A 20,257-nucleotide genomic window follows, 5' to 3' on the forward strand; every position below is an offset into this window, starting at 1 on the left:
ATAAAGCTTATATGGAAGAGCATAGTGTAAAAGGCCCGATGAAGAATCCGGTACATCCAGGTACGGTACTTAGAGACCTGTATCTTGGACCATTGGAGTTGACGATTACCGATGCTGCAAAAGGGTTGGGCGTAACGCGTAAGACACTTTCACAACTTATAAACGGACATCAGGCAGTCACGCCTGACATGGCGCTCAGACTTGCGGAAGCATTTAACACAACTCCGCAGCTCTGGCTTAACATGCAGCAAAATTATGACCTAAGGGAAGCGGAGAAAAAGGTAAAAACGCATACAGTCACCCACTTCTGGGCTCCTTCGCAATCCCGCAATGCGAAGGTTGTCTGACCATTGTGTAAGTACAGTTCCTTTACAAACAGAAAAGCGGAGCACCAGCTCCGCTTTTCTGTTTACTAATAACTTCTTTTAAACCTCAATCATCAATTCGCAGGAAGGTGCCGCTCAGGTTAAATACCAGCTCTTTTCGGTTGGATAGTTTGACTTCCTGCGTTGTTTTGCTCTTTTCCCACTCCGTAATGAAGTGATCAGCATAGTTGGTTTGTACGTATTCGAGCACTTTCAAAGGAATAACGCTGTCGGGGATCTTCGTGTCGTTGGTACCATCCACACTATAACATTCCCCTTTATTGTCAAACTCCAGCGCGACCTGATTATCCAAAATCACATCATAGCTCGTCAGCAGATCGTCGCGGTCACGTACGACGCGGGAAATGCGGGCATCGGGAAAATGGGCCTCAATAAATTCATTGGCCTGTGGCGGCAAGCTGGTTTCGTCCACTACTTTTTCGTTATCGCAGCCAGTAATTGCCGCCAGGATCAGCATCAGGTAAATTGAAAGCGTCTTCATCATTCTTTTCCGTTAGTTAAACATTGCTTTTGATGATGACAGGTGACCCCCTCGATCCCCCTATGCGGTTGCTACATTTTTTAAAATTTCTTTGGCCTTTCTCCCAGCCAGCCGATCCTGCTGATAAATACGCGGTCATTGATTCTTCGCTGGTAGTTTTTGTCGAAATAGTCGTTGGTGGTGAGGTCCAGCTGGTATTTGTATGACCTTCCTTTTAATGCAGCTCCGTACAATTTACTAAGATCGTACTCCGCGATGTCGGAAGGTTTGTATTTGTTGAGTTCGGAGTTCGGTACATGCTTTTCATTGATCCATACTCCGAAAACAGAAGCCTTTTTCCAGTTTTCAAACATCTCTGCATCCGGCGCTTTCTTCACAGGTATACCCATCTGGAACACTGTAATGCCGGAATCTGCGGCCATTTCAAGTTGTTCCCTGTTCATTTTTGTAAACAGCACATGCATTCTGTCTTCTAGCTTTGGCGCCATTCTGACCATCGGGTCAATACGGCCGTTTCTCTTGTTGGTGACGTAAGTGGTATGTTTTTCAATGGTATTATAAAATTCTGCCTGCTCTGCTTCGCTGATCCCCGGCCCTGGTTTCGAAATAAGTCTGCTATGCCGGAAATCGGCCCCGGGTTTTTGTTGTTTGTCCGAATTCTGATCGAATTTAATCGTAACCACATCTACCGACGGCAAAGCTTTTGCTACCAGCTTCCCGCCTTTTTCGACCTGTGCGTAGATCTTGTCCGCAAACGTAAAAGTGAGCGCGAATGCAAGCAGGGCAATCGAAAATTGTTTGGCCAGTTGCCTGTTCAGATTTTTGATTTTCGTCATCATAGCTAATCGTTTTTTGGTGATAGAATAGTTGAAGCTGCTTGTCAGGCTTGCATGCTGCTTTTGAAGAACGGTATCCAGAAGCAGCAGCTGGTAGCTTTTTACATCGGAAAACGCTTTTAAAACAGCCTCATCGGCCAGAAACTCGTGGTTAAGTCTGATTGCTTTTTTGTAAAAGAAAAGGAATGGATTGAACCACATCAGTGCGTGGACCAGCTCGATAAGAAGAATGTCAACTGAATGCATTTCCCGCGCATGGGCCAGTTCGTGGGTGAGGATTTCACGCCTTATCTGCTCGTTTTCGTAGGATTTTTCAGGAATAAAGATGTTGTCCAGGAAAGTGTAAGTAACAATGTCCTGCGGTACCAAAACCAGCGTTGCCTCGCGCAGCTTGATAATATTACATCTGGCCCGCAATCTTAAAATCGCCAGTACATTCCTGCCGAACCTGAGCAGTAGGAGCAAGGCAGGCAAACAGAATGTAATTTGCAAATACATCGTAAAATCGAATGGCGCAGACTGCACAGTGGCGGCTGGCAGCGGGGTACTTTCGGCTGGACTGATTGCTGTCATCATGCCGGGCAATGCGGTTGCTATCGGCCTGATCACGTTGTCAGGAGCTAAGTCAATGGATATCAGCGGTACCGACAAGGAGAATGCCAGTGAAAGCAGCAAATAGGCGCGGTTGAAATGCAGCATCTTTTCCCTTTCGAGAAAAAGATGGTAGACCGCGATCAGGATACCCGAGCACAGGATCGATTTTACGAGATAGTCAGTCATTTTTCTTGCGGTTTATTTCTTCATTGATGACCTCCCTGAGTTGTTCCAGTTCTTCTGTCGATAGATTAGTATCCCTCGCAAAGAAGGAGCCGAATTGTGCTGCAGAATTATTGAAGAAGTTGCGGATCAATCCATTCACGTGGTTAGAAAAGTAATCGCTTTTGGAAACGAGCGGATAATACTGCCGCGAATTGCCGAACATATTATAAGCCACAAAGCCTTTGTCCTGCATTCGTTTCAACAAGGTGATCACAGTAGTCTGCGCGGGTTTAGGCTCCGGCAGCGCCTCTATCAATTCCTTCAGGAATAGTTTCTCATGTTTCCACAACGGTTCCATTATCTGTTCTTCTGCTTTCGTCAGGCTCATTGCTCTACAATAAAATTGTTTACTCTACAAATGTAGATTAATGTTTTTAAATCGCAAATATTTATGGAAAAAAGACAAAAATAGTTTTGCAAACCGGGACAGCAGGATAGTTAGTAACCACTTAGCAACTACTTTTACAGTCCAAATTGACAACCTTACAAATGCTCAGACTGCTACCGTTCTTCCTTCTGTTTTTTACAGCCAGCTTTGCCCAAACCCACACTTCAACCATCCGCGGAACGGTACGCGACGCGGATAGCGGTCAGCCGCTGGTCGGTGCGACCGTGCAGCTCGCGCAGGGCCAGAGTGGCACGATTACTGCCCCGGATGGTACTTTTCGATTTGATCAGCTGCAAGTCGGACGCTACCAGCTTACGGTTACTTATGTGGGTTACGAAGCGATTGTGGTTCCTGAAATTTTACTTGAATCAGGGAAGGAGAATCTCGTACAGGTGAGGCTGAGCCCGGCAGGCAGGGACTTGCAGGAGGCGACGGTTTCAGCTTCGCGCCCGGTTGCATTCAATAGCTTGCAGCCGATTACCATTGAGCAGACTTTCCGCTACGCAGCCACCTACATGGATCCTGCGCGTGTGGCCACTTCCTTTCCGGGTGTTGCAGCGGCGAATGACCAGGCGAATGGACTGGTGGTCCGCGGTAACTCGCCGAATAGTATGCAGTGGCGCCTGGAAGGTGTAGAGATTGTCAATCCAAACCACCTTTCCAATGCAGGTACATTCAGCGACCGTCCTACTTCCACCGGCGGCGGCGTGAATATCCTGAGCACGCAGTTGCTGGGGACTTCCAATTTCCTGGCTGGTCCGTTTCCTGCGCAATACGGCAATGTAACCGGCGCGATCCTGGACATGAACCTGCGGAAAGGAAATGATGAACAAACCGAGTTTACTGGTCAGGCAAGTTTGCTGGGACTTGATTTTGCAGTCGAAGGTCCGTTTTCAAAAAAGTCGAAGGCTTCTTATCTGGTCAACTACCGCTATTCTTTCACCGGTTTGCTCGGCGCAATGGGCGTGAGTTTCGGTGGGGAAGATATCCGCTTTCAGGATTTGTCATTTAACATCAATATCCCTGCGAAAAACGGCGGCACATTTACACTTTTCGGAATGGGAGGAGTGAGCAGCAACGACTTCAAGGCTGAGCCGGACAGCACTTTGTGGGAGAAACAAAAGGACGGATATAATATTTTATACAAAAACAAAATGGGCGCAACCGGGGCCACTTACCTTTTGCCTTTCGGTAAAAAAGCCTCGATCAGAACGGTAGCGGCATTTTCCGGACTTTATACTTCCCGGAATTCAAATGCTTTATACAAGTCGCCTCTTACTCCTACACCACTGGAAGGTAACGATGTGCAGGCGAGGAATATGATCTCACTAAGTTCTGTCCTCACTGTTCGTCCCAATGCAAAAAACCGGTTTAAAGTAGGAGCGTACCTCAATTACCGCTACGATAAGCTGGGCGGTTTGTATGAATTCGGGGGTTTTGACACCAAAATTGTACAGACTTTCGGGAGCTGGAATTACCAGCTGGCACCTTCTGTGACAACAGAACTGGGTCTGCACCTCGTTTCAAGTCAGATTACAGCACGGGAAACATTCTCCAACAGCTCCATAGAGCCCCGTGCTTCGGTTAAATGGCAGGTGTCGAACAAGTCACAACTGAGTTTTTCGTACGGTTTGCATAGTCAGCTGCAAATCCCGCAACTGTATGCAGCCACATATTCGACCACGAATGTTGCGGGTAACCTGGATCTCGGGCCCACGAGGTCGAACCATTTCGTGCTGGGTTATCAGCAGGATTTTGGGAAAAACAGCAGTCTGAAAGTGGAAGGTTACCTGCAAGATCAGTTTCAGGTACCAGTTAACATTTACTCGCAATTTTCGGCTGTTAACCAGCTGGAAAACGGCGTTTATTCGTCACTGGAAAACGATGGGACTGCACGTAATTACGGCATCGAAGCTACTTTCCAGAAGCTGCTCACCGACGATTATTATATGCTGATATCCGGCTCACTCTACAATGCCACTTATGTTGTTGACGGTATCAGGCGTGAAAGCAGGTTCAATGGGCGTCATACTTTCAGTTTTACGGGTGGGAAAGAAATCCGGTCGGGCAATAATACCTGGGGGCTTAATGCAAAAATCCTCTGGTTGGGCGGATTTCGCGACGTGGCGATCAAAGAGTCCCAATCGCGGGAGTACAATGCAACGGTTTACGAAAACCCCAATGTATTTGCAGTAAGAATGAACGACTACTTTCGTCCGGACCTTCGCATTTACTGGAAAAAAAGCCACGCCCGCTACAACCGCACCCTGGCACTAGACCTCCAAAATGTATCCGGCACCAAAAACGACGCTTATAGCTATTACGACAGCGTAGAAAAAAGAGTTGTACGCCAGAAGCAACTGGGATTGATCCCCGTAGTGAGTTACCGGTGGGAGTTTTGAGGTGGAGTTCATGAGTTTAAAGTTTATGAGTTTATACAACCTTGTCACGGTGAGCAAAGTCGAACCGGAGGAATTTGTCACACTGAGCGCAGTCGAAGTGGGGGGGAGCAGGGCCCATTTGTCACACTGAGCGGAGTCGAAGTGGGGGAGAGCAGGGCTCATTTGTCACACTGAGCGCAGTCGAAGTGGGGGAGGGGCACCATTTTACATTCAGAAATTTTTAATATTTAATGAACTAATAACCAGCAGATTTCAAGTTATTCGGCTAATTCAATTACAAACAAAGAACTTTCTTAGCCATAAATGTGTAAATAGCAATGCAATCGAACTTTGTGCTAATAGCTAAAAGCCAAAAGCCAAAAGCCGACGGCCGATTGCCAAAATGGGGGTGACTGGAATTGACAGCGGGTTGGAAGTCTGTGTGTAAGCATGTCGGGAGTTGAGATTACCTCCCGTAAATAATGGTCTCAAACAATAACTGGCGAATCTACTTACGCCATGGCTGCTTAATCCGGAGGATTAACCAAATGCCATCATCTCTCCACCCCACGTGCTGCCGGGTGGATCCAGAGGTGTCGAACCGCAGCGCTGGTTGGTATATTGATGCGTAAAACCAACGAGACCCTAGTATCTAAGGCTTAGACGCGGGTCCGCCGCGAACCTTGTCTGGCCCGACAATCTAATCGAGGATAAGCATGTAGAAGGCGCAGGGTTTCCCTGTTCTGGACGAGGGTTCGACTCCCTCCATCTCCACTGAAAGCCGTTTCCATTTAGGAGGCGGCTTTTTGCATGTAGAAGGCGCAGGGTTTCCCTGTTCTGGACGGGCGGGGCGGCCCGTGCCGTTCGACTCCCTCCATCTCCACTGAAAGCCGTTTCCATTTAGGAGGCGGCTTTTTTGCATGTAGAGGGCGCAGGGTTCGGCTTGCTTTTTGGTGAAGTTGGCTGGTATAGGGCCACTGTTAGAAGGGCTCTGGCAATGTTTGTAATATATGCTTGTACAGTACAAACCCTCAAATGCATCAAATTGTGGCAGCTTGAATTACCCGGCTCAATTTATTTCTCCCAGCACGATACTCAGTCGGAAGCATGTTAAACTTGGTTTTAAATGACTTTGCAAAATAATTTGGTGCCGTGAACCCCGTCATATAGGAGATCTGGGAAATGCTGAGATCACTGTTTTCCAGCAGAACCGCTGCTTTTTCGAGCTTGATTGACCGGATAAATTCGATGGGCGTTTGTCCGCTCATTTCTAATACTTTGCTGTATAAACTTCCCCGGCTCATGCCCACGTGTTTGCTGAGGTTTTCCACGCTGAGCTGGGAATTATGCAGATTATTTTCAATGTAGACAAGCATGTCTTTCAGAAGCTTTTCCTGCGCTGATTGGATCTGCGGATCCTGGCCAGAGATTTTGATATGCCGTGAATACACACCTTTCAGCAGCCGGTTGAGCAGCACCAGGTTGTTGATCTTGGCATTGAGTATCTCGAAGTTAAAGGGTTTGGTCAGGTAATCATTCGCGCCCGAGTTGAGGCCTTCCAGTTGCTGCTGCTCGCCAGTCGATGCGGTCAGTAGAATGATCGGAATGTGTTTGGTCCGTTTGTCGGTTTTGATTTTCTGGCTCAATGCGATCCCGTCCATTTCCGGCATCGCAATGTCGCTCACGATCAGTTCAGGGTGGTGGCTGAGCGTTTTTTGCCAGCCTTCCTTTCCGTTGCTGGCCTCTATCACCTGGTAATAAGGAGCCAGGTTTTCTCGCAGATATTGCCTGAATTCGTCATTGTCCTCAATGATCAGCACGGTTGACGGTTCTTCCACACTAGCCTTTTCTAACTTGCTCGCTAAGGCCGGTGCGGAAATTGCCGGCGCAGGCGCTTTGGTCGGATCGTCATTCGCCGCCACCGACTCAAAATCCGCATTCACCGGCAGCCTCACTGTAAAAGTACTGCCCAGTCCCGGTTGGCTCTGGACGGAAACCGAACCCTGGTGCAGCTGAACAAATTCACGCACGATCGACAACCCGATACCGCTACCCTGGTTCAGCACCGACTGACCCGCATCATTCTGGAAAAAGCGCTCGAAAATCTTTTCATGTTTGTCTTCGGGTATACCAATGCCGGTGTCAGAAATAGCAATATCCAGCCACTGCTTGCCTTCGACGTCTTCGTGCTGCCCGATGCGCAATTTCACCTGCCCGCCTTTTTGAGTAAACTTTGATGCATTCGAAAGCAGGTTAAAAAGTATCCTTTCCAGCTTGTTGGCATCGAAATCCATGAAAAAATGCGCCGCCGAACTTTCTATCCTGAACTCAATGCCCCTACGGCCGAACAAATCGGTAAACTGGCCGCAGGTGTCTTCGATAAAGTTCACGACGTCTTTTCTGCTCAATTCAAGGCTCAGTTCCTGTTGCTGCATATTTTTCAGGTCCAGCAAATGGTCCACCAGATTCAGCAGCCTTTTTGCATTCCTTTTAATCGCCAGAACCGGCGCGTGCAGCTCAGTATCCCTGGTTTTGCCCAGCACATTATCCACCGGCGCCAGAATAAGCGCGATCGGAGTCCGGAACTCGTGACTCAGATTGGTAAGAAATTTGATTTTCATTTGGTCCAGTTCGCGCGCTCGCTCCGCTTCGGCCTGTTCCTGCTGTTGCTGGAATTCACGTTTCAGCTTTCGGATCCCGCGTCTCCGCATGATAAACACAATCACAAACGGAGTAAGAATGTAAAATATGTAGGCGTAAATGGTCAGATAAAACGGCGGCTCTACTACCACATTCAGCGACCTGGTCTGGCCAGTCCACTCTATGCCGTCAGGGCTGGCCTGGACTTCGAAAACATAATTACCAGGACTCAGATTGGTATAGCTCGCCACATTGTTCGTCCCCGTCTGGTTCCACTCTGACTGCATTCCCGAGAGCCTGTGCCGGTAATGGATCTGCTTGGGATTTGTATAGTTGAGCGCGGTAAAGCCGACGGAGAAATTCTGTTTATAGCCGAGCCGGATGGTTTTGGCAACTGAAATATCCGCGTCCACCAGATTGGAATCTGCGGAAGTAATGCTCCTGTTCCCTATTCGAAGGTCTTTCAGGATAATAGGCGCAACGTTTTTTCCTGACGGAAGGCTGCGCGTATCAATGTAATTAAAACCTGCAATGCCACCGAAAAATAGCGTATTGTCCGCCGTCCTGATCCCCGAGCCAAGCACGAATGTTTTGTTTTGGATGCCGTTGTAAGTGGTGTAGTTTGTAAACTTTTTACTATGCCGATCAAAGAAGCTGATCCCCTGATTGGTACTTACCCAAATGCGCCCCTGCACATCTTCCAACACTTTGTTCACAATGCTGCTGGGCAGTCCTTCCCTTTCGGAGTAGGTCGTGAATTTCTTTGATTTTTGATCATAAAGCCCCAATCCCTCACCCGATGTGCCGACCCAGATGTTCCCGTCCCGGTCTTCGAGAATGGATGAAACAATGTTGCTGGGTAGCCCGCTGGTTTGTTTGTTCAGCAGTTGGGAAGTGCGTAGGACCGGATCATAAACCGCGATACCTGTGCCGTGTGAGCCGATCCAGAGCTTACCGTGCCGGTCCTGCATAATGTCCCTGATGTACCCATTCAGCGGAATGGGTCGGCTGGCCATTGCAATGCCGGGATTGTAAAATCTTGTGAATTTTTCCGTAAGCGGGTCAAACTGGTGCAGGCCGCCACCATTCGTACCGATCCATATCTTGCCCAAGCGGTCCCTTTTGATGGCAAAAATGTCATTATTACTGAGCGAAGTCGAATCCTTGCCGCGTGTAAACTGGGTATAAGCGCCCGTCTGGGGATTGATCCTGATCAGCCCGTCCTGAAATGTTCCTATAAACAGCTCACTTTCCGAAGCTAATTCCATGGACAGGATCGCCAATCCCGACGAGGCATTCTTGTTTTTTGGATTAATGGTAAATTTTTTAAAAAGATTGGTTTTCCGGTCATACAAATTCAATCCTCCGCCGTCGGTACCGACAAACAGCTGCCCGGTTTTACTTTCTGCGAAGGAGGTGACAAAAGGTGCGCTCAGCCCGTAAGGATCGTTGCTCTCGGATCTTTTCAAACCGAAGATTGCCAGGTTTTTATCGTACTTGTTAATGCCGCCCTTGTAAGTCCCCAACCAGCAAATACCTTCATTATCAATCAGTATGCTGCGTACGGACTTGTTACTCAGACTGAACTGGGTCCGCGCATCTGGCTCGTAGCGGGTAAATGTGCCTGTCGGAATGTCGAGAATATTTAAACCAGCATCTGTACAGATCCACAGGTTACGATCATTTTCCCGCGCCAGCGCAAAAACCATATTACTGCTCAGCGAGTTTTTGTTTCCGGCGTCGTAGCGGAAACTGCTCAAAATCCGCCCGTTCAAATCCAGTTTGTACAAGCCGCTGAATGTCCCGACCCATATATTACCGTTCCGATCTTCCACAATGGACTTTACCGACCGTGCACCCGCGTCGTCGGACAATTGCTGCAGGTAATTGACAGGCTCCCGCGGGTTATCAGCAGGATCCATACTGAACAATCCTTTATCCGTCCCGATCCAGACAACTTGCCTGCTATCAATCGCCACGCTCAATATCAGCCCTTTCGATATCTGGTCAGGAATGTCGGCTTTGGATAAAAAGGTGGTGGTTTGGCGTGTTTCCGGGTTCACGGTTACTAATCCTCCCGTCGTTCCTACCCAAAGCTTGCCAGTCGCATCACTGGCGATGCTCGTAACACTGTGCGGCGAGGATATGCGGATAAATGCGTCCTTATTCCTGTTGTATAAATGTAAGCCTCCCTCATTCGTCCCTACCCACATGCGCCCTTTGCGGTCTTGATGCAAACTGGTAATGTCACTCGATTTGAGAGAAGCAGAATCGCTTTTCCGGTGGCGGTACACGAGCACGTCGGTGCCGTCGAACCGGTTCAGACCGTCATCGGTCGCAAACCACATTAATCCGTAACGATCTTTCAAAATAGCCGTTACTGTATTTGACGACAGTCCGTCCATCGACGTAAGCGAAGTGAACTTCGGCTCTGGTGCCTGTGCTAGGACACTAAAACTCCCTCCCGCCAGAATTGACAGATATAAGTATAAGAAGACGATGGAAAACCGGAATCGCATTGTGTTCAGTCAAATAAGGTAGATGCTCCTGTGATAAGACGAGCGTATCAGGAATTGCACGGGTAAAAATGCAAATTTCTCTCAGAATCGGGCATTTTATCGATCGATTTGAACAATCGTAGCCTACAAATGCACAAATCTGCTCACAGCAGACAGTGTCACCACGTTAATTTTGTCAAAAATAAATCAAATAATATCTGGAAAAAATCATGAAGTGTTTGGTGCTGTTAGTCAACAGCGCTCCAATAAATATGCCTGTGTTTATTATTGTCAAATTGACACTCAAACAAACAACCACCAACTCCTTATCTCTTTCAAACATCAAATCATACCTCAATTATGCATGACTGTTTATTAAAACGTACCGCGCTGGCGCGGATGGCAGGCATCTTCGGGCTGCCTGTTTTACTGCTGGCGGGAGTGTCTGATGACGCCGTCGCTGAGCGCGCCTCCATGGCCAATTACAGCAGCAGACACCGTGCTGCTCAGGTTGCAGATGTGGAAATTACCGGCCGCGTCACTGGTGAGGACGGCGAGGGGCTGCCTGGCGCGAGTGTGCTTGTCAAATCTACTACTGCCGGAACCATTACCGACGCTGACGGCAGTTTCAAGCTCCGTGTCGCAGATGGCGGTAATGCCGTGCTGGTCATTTCCCTGGTTGGTTATATTTCTCAGGAAATCCCGGTAGGAAATCAGACAGCAATTAATGTCGTCCTCAAAAACGACAGTAAGGTGCTGGAAGAAGTCGTCGTGGTCGGCTACGGCGTGCAGCGGCAGGAAGCGGTGACGGGTTCTGTAGTTTCGGTTTCAGGGGATATCGTGCGCGAAGTGCCTTCTTCAAACCTTTCACAGGCCTTGCAGGGCAGGGTAGTGGGCGTTGAAATTTCACAAACTTCTTCCAAGCCAGGTTCTGCGATGCAGATCCTGATCAGGGGACAGCGATCTTTAAGAGCTGACAACAATCCATTGATCGTACTCGACGGAATTCCTTTTGCGGGCTCGCTGACGGACATTAACCCCAACAATATCAAGAGTCTGGACATTCTTAAAGATGCGTCGGCGACGGCGATCTACGGTTCCAGGGGTGCTAACGGGGTAGTCCTCATCACGACCAACACCGGCAAGCGCGGCCAGAAGGCGATGTTCAGCTACAATGGTTTTCACGGAGTTACCTCGGTTTTTGCCAAATATCCGATGATGAACGGACCTGAATTTGCAGCCCTCCGCGCGGCAAGTATTCAGAAGTTTCAGAACACGCTCGACGAGTCGAATGATGTCAACACAGACTGGCAGGATATGATTTACCGTAAGGGAATGATGACGAGCCACGACGTAAGTGTATCGGCCGGTACAGATAAGGGTAGCTACTCTTTCGGGCTGGGTTATTACAAAGAGAATGCAGTGGTTCCATTGCAGGATTTTACCCGCTATTCGCTGCAAGGTTCTATTGATCAGGATATAAATAAGTATTTCAAAGTAGGATTATCAACCAACTCCAACTTTACGATCAACAATGGAAACAACATGCCGGCAGTAGGAATGGCGCTGGGGAGAACGCCGATCACGAATCCTTACAATGCCGACGGCAGCATGAAAACCATTGTGCAGGAGCAAACTTCCGGTCCGCAATGGGTGCCTTCGCGCGAGCGGTTCAACAGCCTGGGCGATGCTTACATTGATCAGACCAAATCGTACGGTTCTTATAATACGGTCTTTGCAGAAGTACGCGTTCCAGGCATTACGGGATTAAAATACCGTGCAAATCTAGGTCTCAACTTCCGCCAAAGCAGCAACGGAAACTATACCGGGCAAGGTGTGTTCGCCGGTAATGTGCAAAATGTGTCAACCGCAGGTATCAGCAATACGCTGACGACCAACTGGGCCATTGAAAACATATTGAGCTACGACAAGAACTTCGGCAAACACATGATCAATGCGGTGGGGCTTTACTCAGCGCAACAAAACACGACCAATAACTCGTCTGTCGGGGCGCGTGATATTCCTTCGGATGCATTCCAGTTCTATAACCTGGGACGCGCGGACGGTATCATTACGGTAAATCCTGCCAATCAGGGTTACAATCAATGGGGGCTTCTCTCGTATATGGGCCGCGTGATGTATTCCTACGACGACCGCTATATGCTCAGCGTCACCTATCGCGGTGACGGATCTTCACGTCTTGCATCTGGCTATCAATGGAATGCCTATCCCGCCGTATCTATAGGCTGGAACATCTCGAAAGAGAATTTCATGAGCTCGGTGACACAGGTTAATCTTCTGAAACTAAGAGCGGGCTACGGACAAACTTCCAACCAGGCGGTGAACCCGTACGAAACGCTCGGCTTGCTGGCCACGCGGCCTTATAACTTTGGCGACGACGTGTATTCAACAGGATTCTACGTGTCCAATGCGCCTAACCCGCGTCTGGGCTGGGAATTTTCGAATACACTGAACTTTGGTGTCGATTTCAAAATGTTCAACAATCGCCTGTCAGGTACGGTTGAGTATTATGAGCAGCAAACCAAGAACGTACTGCTGGGCGTAGGGCTTCCGCCCACCTCAGGGGTAGGGGGCTACACTGCCAATATTGGTCAGACACAGAACAAAGGCATCGAACTGAATCTGAATGGTACGATCCTCGAAAATCTAAATGGCTGGACCTGGGACATCGGTTTCAACATCTACGCAAACCGAAATAAACTGGTATCACTCGCCTCTGGACAGCAGCGCGACGAAGGAAACTGGTGGTTTGTAGGGCATCCGATCAATTCGATTTATGATTACGAAAAAGTAGGACTCTGGCAGGCTGACGACCAGTACCGTGATATTCTGGAACCGGGTGGCAATGCAGGAATGATTAAGGTGAAATACACCGGCGACTATAACAGCGACGGAACACCTACACGACCTATCAATGGCAACGACCGGCAGATCATCAGCATGCAACCAGATTTCCAGGGCGGATTTAACACGCACGTGGCTTACAAAGGATTTGATCTCGGTATCGTAGGTGCATTCAAAAGCGGCGGGTTGCTCAATAGCATGATTTACAGTTCAAATGGATACCTCAATAACCTGAATGCACGGGCCGGCAATAACGTGCGGGTCGATTACTGGACTCCGGAAAATACGGATGCGAAATATCCGGCTCCGGGCGGCATTGGCGGTGACAATCCAAAATATGGAACTACGCTGGGTTATTTCGACGCTTCTTATCTGAAAATCAGGACGATGACGCTGGGATATAACCTTAACGCAAAGCAACTTGAACGGCTGGGTATAACCAGGCTGCGCGTTTACTTTACCGCTCAAAATCCTTTCGTCATGTTCTCGCCTTATAACAGGGAGTCGGGTATGGACCCCGAAACGAACTCTTTCGGAAACGAAAATGCGGCGGTTCCACTGTCGGGTGCACTCAGACGTATACTTACGATCGGTACCAATACACCCTCTACCCGCAACTATCTGGTGGGCGTTAATCTGACATTTTAAACAGTTTGAACATGAAACTCATTCAATCTACAAGTCTGCGCGGCCTCATGCTGCTGGTGCTGTTCTCGGTGGGGTGTACCGATATCCTGGAAGAAAAGCCAAGGGCGATCTATACGCCTGAATATTTCAAAACAGAAAAGGGCGTTTACGGTGGTTTGACCGGAATGTACGCGCACCTCAGATGGATTTTCGGAAACGCTTACTATTACAATTCCTGCGTAACCGGAACCGATGAAGCGACCTGGGGCGCGAGTGGCGGCGGAAGTAATTTCCAGATCCACGACCTTTCGGGCGGCGGATTGATTATGGCCAACAACAGCGACGCGAGCAATGTGTGGTTCAATGCATTCCCCAATATCAACACAGCGAATGGCGTAATCGAAAATGCAACAGCCGTGGGCATTTCGCCGGCGCTCATCGCGGAGGCGCGTTTTTTCCGTGCATTCGATTACTTCTTGCTGGTACAGGCTTTCGGCGGCGTGCCGCTGGATCTCGGCTCGGGAGAACTGGCATTCAACATTTCGACACTCAGAACTTCGACCCGCAATACCGTACCGGAAGTTTACACAAAAGCTATCTTTCCGGATTTGGTGGCAGCAGTGAATGATCTGCCTGAAACCGGACGTGTAAAAGGCGGAGTGACCAAGACTTTGGCCCGTTTGTATCTTTCAAAAGCCTATCTGACCTACGGCTGGTGGCTGGAGAATCCGAAAAACATCCCAACCTATCCCGAAACGTCACGTACCGATCCGGATGGACACAATGCACAATGGTATTTCCAGAAGGCTTACGACATTGCGACAGAAGCGATTGCCAATCCGGGTCCTTTCAAATTGCAGGATACCTACTATGATGTGAATTTGGGTTCAAATGACCGCAACAGCGAATTGTTGCTTTACGCAGATCATACCGAAACGAGCGAGCTGTATAACGGATCTAGCCTGACCTATGCAGGCGGCGGCGATGCGGATAACTTTGCGGTATGGATGCTGACATGGAACTACACCGCCATTACCAGCTCGAAAACCAACTGGACAGCCCCGCAGACCGTCAATTCCGTGCAGCGCGAAGCCGACCAGTCACTGGGTCGCCCGTGGGTGAGAATGGCGCCGCCGCATGAAGTATTCAAAAATACATTTGCCGACAAAACCAACGATTCGCGCTACGACGGCACATTCACCACCGCCTATCGCGGCAACTGGCCAAAGGCAGGCGTAACCAATGAGTTTTTGTACAATGCAAACAATTTGCAGGTACACCCGGGCGAAGCGATCCTGACATTCCTGAACGAAGATCCGGCGCAGACGATTGACTACTCCAACACCGTTTACAAGAGCGGAATGGGGCTTGGCGTGCTGCCTGGCAGAGCCGATTACGTAATGGCTCCAAGCGCAATCAGCAGATTGGTATATCCCGGCTTGTGGAAAATGGGCACGTACCGTACCGACAATGGAACTGGCCTCGGTCAGCCGAATGCAGCCAACACGCGTCCGTTTAATATTGCCAAGTTCTCGGAGCTGTATTTCATTGCTGCCGAAGCAGCTGTCAAAGGTGCTGCTCCACAGGCAGGAAAAACCGCCCGCGACCTGATCAATGTGATCCGCGCCCGCGCAGGCAAATGGCGCTGGAACAACCAGGGTAACGTGGCGAAAGTCGCAGATAACAGCGCTGCCATGGTCGCCGCTACCCCTGCCACGATCACGATCAACTACCTCCTGGCAGAACGTTCCCGTGAATATTACGGTGAAGGTTACCGCTGGTACGACCTCGTGCGCACCCAAACCTGGAAAGAACTCGCCGCCAGCTATACCATCTGCGGGCCCGGTGTAGGCGATCACACGCCGGTGACGTACAAAAGGACGATAGAGAATTATCACTATCTGAGACCAATCCCACAGGGGCAGCTGGATAACCTGGATATCAGTGCAGCGGAAAAGGCGGCTTATCAGAACCCGGGGTATATGTAATTAGAAAAGGTGGATCAGCCACCTTTGTCATGCTGAGCGCAAAGCCTGTCCAAGCGCAAGGTCTGTGTTACCTTTGTCACCCTGAGCGCACCGGGCCGCCGGGCGGTCGAAGGGCACCTCCGGAGGCGTGCTTCGACTGCGCTCAGCATGACAAAAAAGGCATAACAAAAATGGACTAGTATTAACAATCCAACCCTAACTACTTTTAAAAGAAAAAGTTGCCCCTAATAAATGAACATCTTTCGAATTGCCATCCTTATTTTTCTGCCTCATTTGCTGCAAGCCCAAGTCCGCCTGCCCCACCTGGTCTCGGACAATATGGTTCTGCAACGCGATGAGCCGATAACAATATGGGGATGGGCGGCGCCGAAGGAGAAGGTGACTGTGACTTTGAAGAATAAAACGTATCGTGCCATTGCCAATGCAGACAGCAGCTGGAAAATGCAGCTGCCCGCGCAGCCTGCCGGGACAGGGTTTGATATGGTGGTTAAAGGTAAAAATCAGATTCGCATTCGAAATATTGCATTTGGTGACGTGTGGCTGTGCAGCGGCCAGAGCAATATGGTGATCAACATGGAGCGCGTCAAGGAGCGGTTTCCCGAGGACATTGCTTCTGCCAATTATCCCGACATCCGTAACTTTTTTATCCCTACTAAAACAGACCTGAATGGTCCGAAGCAGGATTTGCCGACATCTCAATGGAAAGCAGCCACCGCGGCCGACATTCTCAGTTTTGGTGCGGTTTCCTATTTTTTCGCGCGGGATTTGTACGAGCAATATCATGTCCCGATCGGCATTATCAACAGCTCGGTAGGAGGGACACCGATCGAAGCCTGGATCAGCGAGCAGGGTTATCAAAATTTTGGTGACATTCAAAAGGTAATCAGCCAGAATAAGGATACGAGCTATGTGAATGCGCATACATTCAGACCACCGACTTCGAAATCTCCCAAACCGGAAAACAAGGATGCCGGACTGGCGGAACACTGGGAGCGGGAGGATTACAGACCAAAAGGCTGGCGGAATTTTAACATTCCCGGGTATTGGGAAGATCAGGGATTGAGGGAGTTGGACGGCGTGGTTTGGTTCAGAAGGGAATTTGAGGTGCCTGCCAGCTGGGCCGCAAAGCCGGTGAAGCTTTTTATGGGGCGCATTGTGGATGCAGATGAAATGTATGTGAATGGTAAAAGAATCGGCGGGACGACTTATCAGTATCCGCCGCGCAGATACCAGATTCCGGAAGGACTTTTGAAAGCAGGTAAAAACACTTTCGTGATCCGGGTTACTAATCAGGCAGGCAAAGGCGGTTTTGTGCCTGACAAACCTTATTTCATGGCATTGGGCGAAGAGCAGATTGATCTCAAAGGAACCTGGCAGTACAAGGTTGGCAGGGTGGATGAGCCAATGAAAATCTCGGAAGGAAACAAACCGCTGGTGGCTCAAAACCAACCCACTGCCTTGTATAATGCTATGATTGCGCCTGCATTGCCGATGAAATTGAAAGGGTTTGTGTGGTATCAGGGAGAATCGAATGTGGGCAATGCAAAGGATTATTACCGTTTAATGCCTGCATTGATCAACAATTGGCGCGGACTTTGGAAAAATGTAAACCTGCCGTTTCTGGTGGTGCAGCTGCCCAATTTTCAGGATATTAGCTACCGACCTGTCGAAAGTGACCTGGCCGTGCTCCGGGAAGCACAAAACAAGGCGCTCACAGTAAAAAACACGGCTGTGACTGTCACATTGGACCTCGGCGAGTGGAACGACATTCACCCGCTCAATAAAAAAGACATTGGAAAAAGACTGGCGCTTTCGGCCAGAAATCTGGCGTACAATGAAAAAAATGTAGTGTACAGCGGCCCGCGTTTTACCTCGCAAAGCATTAATGGCGACAAAATCATACTCATATTCAGTGACGTAGCGGACGGAATTAAGTCGGCGGATGAAGAGGATTTGCGCTGGTTTGCGATCGCGGGCGAGGACAAACATTTCGTGTGGGCAAAAGCCAGGATTATAGGTAAAGACCAGATTGAGCTGTCCAGCGAGGCGGTGAAAAATCCGAAATATGTACGCTATGCCTGGCAGGATAATCCGGAGGGGATCAATTTTTACAATTCCGCCGGTCTGCCTGCCTCACCTTTCCGGACGGACGGAGAAATTTTGAATGATAATTAATCTTGAATGATGTTTAGAATATTACTGTCAATCCTTTTCAGCTTCCTGCTCACCTGCGCAGCGACACTCGCGAGCAGCCCCATCGCGTCGGATGGTGACGATGGTTACCGGCTGTGGCTTAAATACGAACCGGTGACGAGCAGCGCCGCAAAAGCGGAGTATCTGAAATATGCTTCATTCATAGCGAACGCTGAAAAAGGTGAAATCACAGGCAGTGCATTGAAAGAGCTGCAAAAAGGCTTGAAGCAGCTTATTGGTAAGAATGTTCCGGCAGTTACTATGGCTGGGAGCCGAACCGGCGGGATAGTATTTTCGCTGAAACCTGCCACTGGCGATGGTACTACACAGGAGGGTTATCAGATTCAGTTGGCTTCCGGAAATATTGTGATCAGCGCGCAGTCGGAGCGCGGCATTTTGTACGGCACTTTTGCGCTGCTCCGGCATTTGCAAATGCAGCAGCCGATGAAAAATCTCAGCGTTTCCAGCGCACCTAAAATCCGCTATCGGATGCTCAACCATTGGGATAATACTGACGGAACGATCGAGCGCGGTTATGCAGGCGGTTCGCTTTGGAAATGGTATGAACTACCCGAGCGCGTGGATCCCCGCTATGAGGATTATGCCCGCGCCAATGCTTCGCTGGGAATTAATGGCACTGTCCTGAACAATGTGAATGCCAGCGCACGGTTTATGTCGCAGGAATACATCGGCAAGGTCGCGGCGATTGCTAATGTGCTGCGGAAATATGGAATTAAGACGTATTTGTCAGTTTATTTTGCTGCGCCCAAAACGCTCGGCGGACTGACTACCTCTGATCCGCTGGACCCGAAAGTGCGTGCCTGGTGGGCGGATAAGGTTGCGGAGATTTATAAAACAATTCCTGATTTCGGCGGATTTTTGGTCAAAGCGAATTCTGAGGGAGAGCCGGGACCGCAGGATTACGGGCGTACGCATGCAGATGGTGCCAATATGCTGGCCGAAGCTTTTAAACCGTACGAGGGCATTGTGGTATGGCGTGCATTTGTATATAAAGCCGATCCGAATGCCGATCGTTTCAAAGCTGCTTATGAAGAATTTGTGCCGCTCGACGGCCAGTTTGATCCCAAAGTGATTGTACAGGTAAAGAATGGTCCGATTGATTTCCAGCCGCGCGAGCCATTTTCGCCTTTGTTCGGCAATATGCCCAAAACGCCGCTGGGAATGGAATTTCAGATTACGCAGGAATACCTCGGTTTTGCCACGCATGCGGTGTACGAGGCACCGATTTTCAAAGAATGTCTGGATGCGGATACCTGGGTCAATGGGCAGGGATCGACGGTTGCGAAGGTCATCGACGGGAGTTTGCACAATTATGAACGCACCTTAATGGCTGGCGTAGCTAATACCGGCAGCGATAGAAACTGGACCGGTCACCCGCTGGCGCAGGCCAACTGGTATGCATTCGGCCGCCTCGCTTGGAATCACCAGCTTAGTTCTGAACAGATTGCCTCTGAATGGACGCAGCTCACATTAACGCGCAATCCGAAATCAAGCGAACACATTACCAAAATGATGCTTCGTTCCCGCGAAATTTATGTTGATTATAACACGCCCCTCGGCTTGTCGCGCCCCTGGATGGGCGTGCATTTTGCCCCCGAACCCTGGCAGAGCCGTGGCGCCCGCCCGGACTGGACTGCCACTTACTACCACCGCGCCGACTCTGCCGGGTTAGGCTTCGACCGCACAGCATCCGGGAGCAATGCATTAGCCCAATACAGGCCGCAGGTGCAGGCACAATGGCAGAATCCCGACCAAACTCCGCTGCCTTATCTGCTTTGGTTTCACCACGTAAGCTGGAACAAAAAGCTTAGCAGCGGCCGCACGCTCTGGGACGAGCTCTGTCATCGTTTGTACTCAGGTGCAGACTCGGTATCGTGGATGCAGCAGCAATGGGACCTGGCGAAAAAAGACCTTAATCCAATGGTGTACGCCGACGTAGCCGGGCGGTTGCAAGTGCAGCGCCGGGAGGCGATCTGGTGGCGCGATGCGTGGCTTTTGTATCTCCAAACCTTCTCCCGGCAGCCCGTTCCCAAAGGTCTGACGCCGCCTGGGCGGACTTTGGAAGAGGTGAAGAAATCGGTGAGTATCTACCTGATGCGGTAGGAGTGTAATCCCCTTTTTATTTTTACAAACA

The 20,257-nt window shown here is 49.5% G+C and carries 10 protein-coding genes and 1 other RNA gene; 7 read left to right on the forward strand and 4 right to left on the reverse strand.

Annotated features, from left to right (window positions below):
* Positions 1–11 precede the first annotated feature (11 nt).
* Positions 12–347, forward strand: coding sequence for a HigA family addiction module antitoxin (locus ASG33_RS07720; RefSeq protein WP_082489108.1), 336 nt, complete (start codon positions 12–14; stop codon positions 345–347).
* A gap of 85 nt (positions 348–432) precedes the next feature.
* Here the strand turns inward: ASG33_RS07720 and ASG33_RS07725 are convergent, their stop codons facing one another.
* The 3 genes from ASG33_RS07725 to ASG33_RS07735 form a co-directional block, all read right to left on the reverse strand.
* A complete protein-coding gene (locus tag ASG33_RS07725; RefSeq protein WP_229238590.1) occupies positions 433–870 on the reverse strand; it encodes a PepSY-like domain-containing protein in 438 nt (145 codons plus the stop codon).
* A gap of 77 nt (positions 871–947) precedes the next feature.
* The gene (locus ASG33_RS07730; protein ID WP_056282137.1) at positions 948–2,483 is read right to left on the reverse strand and encodes a M56 family metallopeptidase; all 1,536 of its coding nucleotides are present in this window, start codon (positions 2,481–2,483) and stop codon (positions 948–950) included.
* Positions 2,476–2,850 carry a BlaI/MecI/CopY family transcriptional regulator gene (locus tag ASG33_RS07735; RefSeq protein ID WP_056282138.1) on the reverse strand — a complete coding sequence of 125 codons (375 nt, stop codon included), beginning with the start codon at positions 2,848–2,850 and terminating at the stop codon, positions 2,476–2,478. The genes ASG33_RS07730 and ASG33_RS07735 overlap by 8 nt, the downstream gene beginning before the upstream one ends.
* 161 nt (positions 2,851–3,011) lie before the next feature.
* Between ASG33_RS07735 and ASG33_RS07740 the strand changes: the two genes are divergently transcribed.
* Positions 3,012–5,312 (forward strand): TonB-dependent receptor, encoded by a 2,301-nt coding sequence (locus tag ASG33_RS07740; protein ID WP_056282141.1) that lies wholly within the window; start codon positions 3,012–3,014, stop codon positions 5,310–5,312.
* A gap of 384 nt (positions 5,313–5,696) precedes the next feature.
* Positions 5,697–6,068, forward strand: a transfer-messenger RNA (tmRNA) gene (gene ssrA / locus ASG33_RS25525).
* A gap of 263 nt (positions 6,069–6,331) precedes the next feature.
* Here the strand turns inward: ssrA and ASG33_RS07745 are convergent.
* A complete protein-coding gene (locus tag ASG33_RS07745; RefSeq protein WP_082489109.1) occupies positions 6,332–10,450 on the reverse strand; it encodes a hybrid sensor histidine kinase/response regulator transcription factor in 4,119 nt (1,372 codons plus the stop codon).
* A 339-nt stretch (positions 10,451–10,789) separates the two neighbouring features.
* Here ASG33_RS07745 and ASG33_RS07750 point away from each other — a divergent pair, with 339 nt between their 5' ends.
* The 4 genes from ASG33_RS07750 to ASG33_RS07765 all read left to right on the forward strand — a co-directional run bounded on the left by ASG33_RS07750 (position 10,790) and on the right by ASG33_RS07765 (position 20,226).
* Positions 10,790–13,942, forward strand: coding sequence for a TonB-dependent receptor (locus tag ASG33_RS07750; protein WP_056282146.1), 3,153 nt, complete (start codon positions 10,790–10,792; stop codon positions 13,940–13,942).
* Between the two features lie 11 nt (positions 13,943–13,953).
* Positions 13,954–15,909, forward strand: coding sequence for a RagB/SusD family nutrient uptake outer membrane protein (locus ASG33_RS07755; protein ID WP_056282149.1), 1,956 nt, complete (start codon positions 13,954–13,956; stop codon positions 15,907–15,909).
* A 231-nt stretch (positions 15,910–16,140) separates the two neighbouring features.
* On the forward strand, positions 16,141–18,084 hold the full coding sequence (locus ASG33_RS07760; protein ID WP_056282152.1) for a sialate O-acetylesterase: 1,944 nt from the start codon (positions 16,141–16,143) through the stop codon (positions 18,082–18,084).
* Between the two features lie 9 nt (positions 18,085–18,093).
* Complete coding sequence (locus ASG33_RS07765; RefSeq protein ID WP_082489110.1) at positions 18,094–20,226, forward strand: alpha-glucuronidase family glycosyl hydrolase; 2,133 nt, start codon at positions 18,094–18,096, stop codon at positions 20,224–20,226.
* The last annotated feature ends 31 nt before the right edge of the window (positions 20,227–20,257 follow it).

The organism is Dyadobacter sp. Leaf189 (assembly GCF_001424405.1).
GTDB lineage: Bacteria > Bacteroidota > Bacteroidia > Cytophagales > Spirosomataceae > Dyadobacter.

Excerpts from the sequence above, each read along its gene's own strand:
- ASG33_RS07720 (WP_082489108.1), top strand. The coding sequence starts at position 12 with ATGGAAGAGCATAGTGTAAAAGGCCCGATGAAGAATCCGGTACATCCA.
- ASG33_RS07725 (WP_229238590.1), bottom strand. The coding sequence starts at position 870 with ATGATGAAGACGCTTTCAATTTACCTGATGCTGATCCTGGCGGCAATT.
- ASG33_RS07730 (WP_056282137.1), bottom strand. The coding sequence starts at position 2,483 with ATGACTGACTATCTCGTAAAATCGATCCTGTGCTCGGGTATCCTGATC.
- ASG33_RS07735 (WP_056282138.1), bottom strand. The coding sequence starts at position 2,850 with ATGAGCCTGACGAAAGCAGAAGAACAGATAATGGAACCGTTGTGGAAA.
- ASG33_RS07740 (WP_056282141.1), top strand. The coding sequence starts at position 3,012 with ATGCTCAGACTGCTACCGTTCTTCCTTCTGTTTTTTACAGCCAGCTTT.
- ASG33_RS07745 (WP_082489109.1), bottom strand. The coding sequence starts at position 10,450 with ATGCGATTCCGGTTTTCCATCGTCTTCTTATACTTATATCTGTCAATT.
- ASG33_RS07750 (WP_056282146.1), top strand. The coding sequence starts at position 10,790 with ATGCATGACTGTTTATTAAAACGTACCGCGCTGGCGCGGATGGCAGGC.
- ASG33_RS07755 (WP_056282149.1), top strand. The coding sequence starts at position 13,954 with ATGAAACTCATTCAATCTACAAGTCTGCGCGGCCTCATGCTGCTGGTG.
- ASG33_RS07760 (WP_056282152.1), top strand. The coding sequence starts at position 16,141 with ATGAACATCTTTCGAATTGCCATCCTTATTTTTCTGCCTCATTTGCTG.
- ASG33_RS07765 (WP_082489110.1), top strand. The coding sequence starts at position 18,094 with ATGTTTAGAATATTACTGTCAATCCTTTTCAGCTTCCTGCTCACCTGC.